This is a genomic window from Pseudomonas sp. KSR10 (assembly GCF_022355455.1).
GTDB lineage: Bacteria > Pseudomonadota > Gammaproteobacteria > Pseudomonadales > Pseudomonadaceae > Stutzerimonas > Stutzerimonas stutzeri_E.
The window spans coordinates 53,180-59,946 of sequence record NZ_JAKOEN010000021.1 but is presented as its reverse complement, the minus strand read 5'-3'; the positions used below and the strand labels follow the sequence as shown (position 1 = coordinate 59,946).

At 61.1% G+C, this 6,767-nt stretch carries 4 protein-coding genes; 2 read left to right on the top strand and 2 right to left on the bottom strand.

Annotated elements, in window-relative coordinates; genetic code table 11:
- Positions 1 to 414 precede the first annotated feature (414 nt).
- Together MCB86_RS17575 and MCB86_RS17570 are read right to left on the bottom strand one after the other, a co-directional pair.
- Positions 415 to 762 (bottom strand): DUF2892 domain-containing protein, encoded by a 348-nt coding sequence (locus tag MCB86_RS17575; RefSeq protein ID WP_045162556.1) that lies wholly within the window; start codon positions 760 to 762, stop codon positions 415 to 417.
- 102 nt (positions 763 to 864) lie between these two features.
- Positions 865 to 2,898 (bottom strand): S9 family peptidase, encoded by a 2,034-nt coding sequence (locus tag MCB86_RS17570; protein WP_239611670.1) that lies wholly within the window; start codon positions 2,896 to 2,898, stop codon positions 865 to 867.
- A 464-nt stretch (positions 2,899 to 3,362) separates the two neighbouring features.
- Here MCB86_RS17570 and fadB point away from each other — a divergent pair, with 464 nt between their 5' ends.
- Together fadB and fadA are read left to right on the top strand one after the other, a co-directional pair.
- Positions 3,363 to 5,510 carry a fatty acid oxidation complex subunit alpha FadB gene (gene fadB, locus MCB86_RS17565; RefSeq protein WP_045162554.1) on the top strand — a complete coding sequence of 716 codons (2,148 nt, stop codon included), beginning with the start codon at positions 3,363 to 3,365 and terminating at the stop codon, positions 5,508 to 5,510.
- A gap of 16 nt (positions 5,511 to 5,526) precedes the next feature.
- Positions 5,527 to 6,702 carry an acetyl-CoA C-acyltransferase FadA gene (gene fadA, locus MCB86_RS17560; RefSeq protein WP_239611669.1) on the top strand — a complete coding sequence of 392 codons (1,176 nt, stop codon included), beginning with the start codon at positions 5,527 to 5,529 and terminating at the stop codon, positions 6,700 to 6,702.
- Positions 6,703 to 6,767: the final 65 nt, after the last annotated feature.

The following is a 6,767-nucleotide window of genomic DNA, read 5'->3' as shown; positions in this document are numbered from 1 at the left end:
AAAAGCACAGCAAAAGCACAGCAAAAGCAGGTCGCGGCGGGGCGCGGGTGCTTCGGTCTGCTTTTGGCTTTTGGCTTTTGATCTTGTAGGAGGCCCGACCCCGGTGCGAAGTTTTTGGCTTTTGGCTGGGCAGGAGCCCGCATTCGCCGCGAGGGCGCGCCTCCCACAGAAAAGCACAGCAAAAGCACAGCAAAAGCACAGCAAAAGCAGGTCGCCGCGGGGCGCGGGCGCTTCGGTCTGCTTTTAGCTTTTGATCTTGTAGGAGACCCGACCCCGGGGCGAAGCTTTTGGCTTTTTGGCTGGGCAGGAGCCCCGCATTCGCCGCGAGGGCGCGCCTCCCACAAAAAAAGCACAGCAAAAGCAGTCGCCGCGGGGCGCGCTTCCCACAAAAAGCAGAGCTGAGCTGGGGTTGTCTTAGATGCCGGTTGGTGGGTTGTTGAGCGAGTCGTTACCGGTCACTGTGGCAGTACCGGTGGCCGCCTGGGCGCTGGCTCTCAAACGCACATCGTCGGCGTCGCTGCGCTCGAGTGGCATGCTTCGTGAGTTGCCTTCGGCCATCTTGGCATGCTCGCTGACTTCGCAGAGCACGCGTTTGGCTTCGCAGTGGCCGGTGAACCCGCGCGTCAGGGCCATGCCCCCCATCGCCAGCTGAATCAGCCCGCCTAAGCCGCCCCGGCCGAGGCCTTTGCCGACGAAGTACAGCCCGCCGATGATCGATGCGGCGCGCTCCCAGCCATGCACGTTCTGCGATGTCCTGTTCATGCCTGATCACTCCAAACAGTGGTATGAGAAGTGACCGCGGCACGCAGGCGCGGTTCCGGCCGCAAGTCGGCGGGCGGCATCCACGCCAATGAGGCAGTCCGCTTATCGATCAGCCATGCCGAAGACCTTGAGGACAAAGGCATACTCCAGCGCAACATCCTTGAGCGCCTGATATCGACCGCTCATGCCGCCGTGTCCGGCACCGAATTCGGTCTTGAGCAGCAGCAGATTGTCGTCGGTCTTGGCGGCGCGCAGCTTGGCGACCCATTTGGCGGCTTCCCAGTACTGCACGCGGCTGTCGTTGTAGCCCGCTACCGCAAGAATGGCCGGGTAGGGCTGGTTGCGCACATTCTCGTACGGCGCGTATGCCTTGATGCGTGCGTGGACTTCAGGCTGGTTCGGATCGCCCCATTCGTCGTACTCGGTCACGGTCAATGGCAGGTCGGCGTTGAGCATGGTGTTCAACACGTCGACGAAGGGCACTTCGGCGATGGCCGCGCCGAACAACTCCGGCCGCAGGTTGAGCACGGCACCGATCAGCAGGCCACCGGCACTGCCGCCGCTGACGGCGAGTCGAGCGGGCTCGGTGTAGCCCTCGGCAATCAGCTTCTCGGCACAGGCGATGAAGTCGCTGAAGGTATTGGGTTTGTGCTCCAGCTTACCGGCGCGGTACCAGGCCTCGCCGAGGTCGCCGCCGCCGCGCACATGGGCAATGGCAAAGATGAAGCCACGATCGAGCAACGACAGCCGTGCATGGGAAAACCAAGGGTCCAAGCTGTGGCCGTAGGCGCCGTAGCCATAGAGATACAGCGGCGCGGGCTTGCCGAAGTGCTCGCGACGGCCAACCAGGCTGATCGGCACCTGGGTGCCGTCGGCAGCCGTTGCCCAGATGCGCCTGCTCTCATAGGCATCGGCGTCGAAGGGGCCTTCGACCGGCGTCTCCTTGAGGACTTTCTGCTCGCCATCGGCCAGGTTCAGCTGGCGAATCTGCGCTGGGCGGTTCAGGGCTTCGTAGCGCAGCCGGATCACCGGGCTGTCGAATTCGAGCGTGTTATGCACGTGCAGGCTGTAGGCCGCGTCGGGTAGCTGTAGCCGATAGGGCTCGCCAGCTGATGGGCGCACCTCGATGATCGGTAATCCGGCCTCGCGCAGGCTCAGCGTAATGGCGCCAGCGTTCAGACTGACATCTTCGAGCATCACCGCATCGCGATGACCGATCAGTTCCTGCCAGTGCTCGCGCTGCGGTGTGTCCTCCGGTGCCTGGTACAGCGCGAAATTGATGCCGGTCTGGTTGCTGCGTATCAGCCAGCGCCACTGTCCGTCGAGCAGGCCATGGTCGGGGAAGTACTCGTGATCCTCCTGGCGTGGCGCCAGGCAGATCCAATCGCCTTCAGGGTCATCGGCCGACAGCGCCCAGGCTTCGCTGGTGGTCTTGCTGTTGGAGAGGATGACCAATTGACGCTCGGAGCTGGCCCGGTAGCAATGCACGAAAAAACGCCCGTCCGGGTCGTGATAGACCTCGGTACGGCCGCTTTCGCCCAGACGATGGCGGTAGATCTTATGGGGGCGGTGGGTGTCGTCGAGCTCGCCGAAGAACAGCGTCTGGTGGTCGTTGGCCCAGGTCATGCTGCCGTCGCAATCCTCGAACGGCAGGGTGGTCACCTCGTTTGTCGTGAGGTCTTTAACGAACAGTTGGTAGATCTCGTCGCCTTGGGTATCAAGGCTGTAGGCCAGTTTGCTGTGATCCTGGCTAACGCTGAAGGCCCCCAGCGACAAGAACCCGCCAGCGGCCAGTTCATTGGGGTCGAGTAGCAGTTGCTCGGCGCTTTCATCCACTGTGAAAGAGCCATCTAACGGCCGCGGGCACCGGTAATGGCGCGGATATTCGTCGCCCGCAGTGGTGCGCTGGTAGTAGAGCCAGGGTCCCCAGGGTGAAGGCAGCGACAGGTCTGTCTCGCGGATACGTCCTTTAATTTCTTGGAAGAGCGTCTCGCGCAGTTCGGCCTGATCGGCCAGTTGCCGGTCCAGATAAGCATTTTCCGATTTCAGGTAATCGAGCACCTCGGGGGCGTCACGGTTCTCCAGCCACTTGTAGGGATCCTGGCCTGTAGCGACGCGGGCGATGGGGGCAGACATGCATAACTCCTGAAACACGGCCGCGAGCTGACGCGGCTAACGAGGTTGGGGGCAGGCGCAGAGTGTACAAGGTGGCTCGTCAGCGTGTGACGGTACAGGGCGGTGTGGGTTCATCAGCTACTCGCCGGCAATCATCGGCGTGAATGGCTGTCGATGCATAAATCGAGACATCTCGAGCGGCAGCATCGCAGGGCTTGGCTAGGCTTATCGGTCTGATCGCGAGTGAGCGCCACTGACTGATCGGCCAGCCGATTGACAATCGATCGCTTTTCCATGAAGGTGTGCTCACCCAAATCAAACGGGCGTATGAATCGAGCGTTTGCCACGCAAATGCCGTCAGCCCGGTTTATCGTGTCGGTGGGTGTCGTTTCACCGGATGTCGCTATATCAGTATCCGGTGACGGTCTTCGGGCCGATGACGTGCGACGCGTAACGTTCAGCTTCCATACCGTGGAGATCAGTTGATGATTTACGAAGGTAAAGCCATCACGGTTAAGGCTCTTGAGAGCGGCATCGTCGAATTGAATTTCGACCTCAAGGGTGAGTCCGTCAATAAGTTCAATCGCCTCACCCTCAACGACCTGCGCCAGGCCGTCGACGCCATCAAGGCCGACGCTTCGGTCAAGGGCGTCATCGTTACCAGCGGCAAGGACGTGTTCATCGTCGGCGCCGACATCACCGAGTTCGTCGACAACTTCAAGCTGTCCGACGAAGAGCTGGTAGCCGGCAACCTGGAAGCGAACAAGATCTTCAGCGATTTCGAAGACCTCGGCGTCCCGACCGTCGCAGCCATCAATGGGATCGCCCTCGGCGGTGGCTTCGAGATGTGCATGGCCGCTGACTATCGCGTCATGTCGACCGTCGCCAAGGTTGGCCTGCCGGAAGTCAAGCTGGGTATCTACCCGGGGTTTGGTGGCACCGTTCGTCTGCCGCGCCTGATCGGTGTGGATAACGCCGTCGAGTGGATTGCATCCGGTAAGGAAAACCGCGCCGAAGACGCGCTCAAGGTTCGCGCCGTGGATGCGGTCGTCGCTCCGGAGCAGCTGCAAGCTGCCGCCTTGGATCTGGTCAAACGCGCTATCTCCGGCGAGCTGGATTACAAGGCCAAGCGCCAGCCGAAGCTGGACAAGCTCAAGCTCAACGCCATCGAGCAGATGATGGCCTTCGAAACCTCCAAGGGTTTCGTTGCCGGTCAGGCTGGTCCGAATTACCCGGCGCCGGTCGAAGCGATCAAGACCATTCAGAAGGCTGCCAACTTTGGTCGCGACAAGGCCATCGAGGTCGAGGCTGCTGGCTTCGTCAAACTGGCCAAGACCTCGGTCGCGCAGAGCCTTGTCGGCCTGTTCCTGAGCGATCAAGAACTGAAGAAGAAAGCCAAGGCCTACGACAAGCAGGCCCGTGACGTGAAGCTGGCCGCCGTATTGGGTGCTGGCATTATGGGGGGTGGTATCGCCTATCAATCGGCCGTCAAGGGTACGCCGATCCTGATGAAGGATATCCGCGAGGAAGGTATCCAGATGGGCCTGGACGAGGCCTCCAAGCTGCTCGGCAAGCGTGTCGAAAAAGGCCGTCTGACCGCTGACAAGATGGCTCAGGCGCTCAACGCGATCCGCCCGACCATGTCCTACGGTGATTTCGACAACGTCGATATCGTCGTTGAAGCCGTGGTCGAGAACCCGAAGGTCAAACACGCCGTGCTGGCCGAGGTGGAAGGGCACGTTCGCGAAGACGCGATCATCGCTTCCAACACCTCTACGATTTCCATCAGCTACCTGGCCCAGGCGCTCAAGCGTCCGGAAAACTTCTGCGGCATGCACTTCTTCAACCCGGTACACATGATGCCGCTGGTGGAAGTGATTCGTGGTGAGAAGACCAGCGAAACCGCCATCGCCACCACCGTCGCCTACGCCAAGAAAATGGGCAAGAGCCCGGTCGTGGTCAACGATTGCCCGGGCTTCCTGGTCAACCGCGTGCTGTTCCCTTACTTCGGCGGCTTTGCCCGCGCCATCGCCCATGGTGTCGACTTCGTTCGTGCCGACAAGGTGATGGAGAAGTTCGGTTGGCCCATGGGGCCCGCCTATCTGATGGACGTCGTCGGCATGGACACCGGCCACCACGGCCGTGATGTTATGGCTGAGGGTTTCCCGGATCGCATGAAGGACGACACCAGGACCGCCGTTGACGTCATGTACGAAGCCAACCGCCTCGGCCAGAAGAACGGCAAGGGCTTCTATGCCTACGAGATGGATAAGAAGGGCAAGCCGAAGAAGGTGGTCGATCCCCAGGCTTACGAATTGCTCAAGCCTGTCGTCAGCGAGACCCGCGAGCTGTCCGACGAGGACATCATCAATTACATGATGATCCCGTTGTGCCTGGAAACCGTCCGCTGCCTGGAAGACAAGATCGTCGAAACCGCAGCCGAGGCCGACATGGGCCTGATCTACGGCATCGGCTTCCCACCCTTCCGTGGTGGCGCGTTGCGCTACATCGATTCGATCGGTGTCGCCGAGTTCGTGGCATTGGCCGACAAGTACGCCGACCTGGGCCCGCTGTATCACCCGACTGCGAAGCTGCGTGAGATGGCTGCCAGCGGCCAGAGCTTCTACGGTTAATTGAGGAAAGAATAGAATGAGCCTTAATCCGAGAGACGTCGTCATTGTCGACTTCGGCCGTACCCCGATGGGTCGTTCCAAGGGCGGCATGCACCGCAACACCCGCGCCGAGACCATGTCCGCGCACCTAATCGATGGCTTGTTGGCACGCAACCCGAAAATCGATCCGGCCGAAGTGGAAGATGTGATCTGGGGGTGCGTCAACCAGACTCTGGAGCAGGGCTGGAACATTGCCCGCATGGCGTCGCTGCTGACCCGCATTCCGCACACCAGCGCCGCGCAGACCGTCAGTCGCCTGTGCGGCTCGTCGATGAGCGCGCTGCACACCGCCGCTCAGGCGATCATGACCGGTAACGGTGATGTCTTCATCGTCGGTGGTGTCGAGCACATGGGCCACGTCGGCATGATGCATGGCGTCGATCCGAACCCGCAGCTGTCGCTGTATGCCGCCAAGGCGTCCGGCATGATGGGCCTGACCGCCGAAATGCTGGGCAAGATGCATGGCATCACCCGCGAGCAGCAGGACGCCTTCGGCGAGCGCTCGCATCGTCTGGCGCACAAGGCCACGGTTGAAGGGATGTTCAAGGACGAGATCATCCCGATGGAAGGTTACGACGAAAACGGTTTCCTCAAGGTCTTCGACTACGATGAAACCATTCGTCCGGAAACGACCCTCGAGAGCCTGGCGGCACTCAAGCCGGCGTTCAACCCCAAAGGCGGCACCGTGACGGCGGGTACTTCCTCGCAGATCACCGACGGCGCTTCCTGCATGATCGTGATGTCGGCGCAGCGTGCGCAGGACCTGGGCGTCCAGCCGATGGCTGTAATTCGCTCCATGGCCCTGGCCGGTGTCGATCCGGCGATCATGGGCTACGGTCCGGTGCCTGCGACTCAAAAGGCGCTCAAGCGTGCCGGTCTGACCATGGACGACATCGATTACGTCGAGCTCAACGAAGCCTTCGCTGCCCAGGCACTGCCTGTGCTGAAGGATCTGAAGCTGCTCGACAAGATGGAGCAGAAGGTCAACCTGCATGGCGGCGCCATCGCACTGGGGCATCCGTTCGGTTGCTCCGGAGCGCGTATTTCCGGCACCCTGTTGAACGTGATGAAGCAGAAGGGCGGTACCCTGGGCGTGTCCACGATGTGCATCGGTCTGGGCCAAGGTATCACCACGGTGTTCGAACGCGTCTAAGCTGTTCGGTGACACGGAAACCGGGGCCACGTGCCCCGGTTTTCATTTTGATGGGTACGCATTTT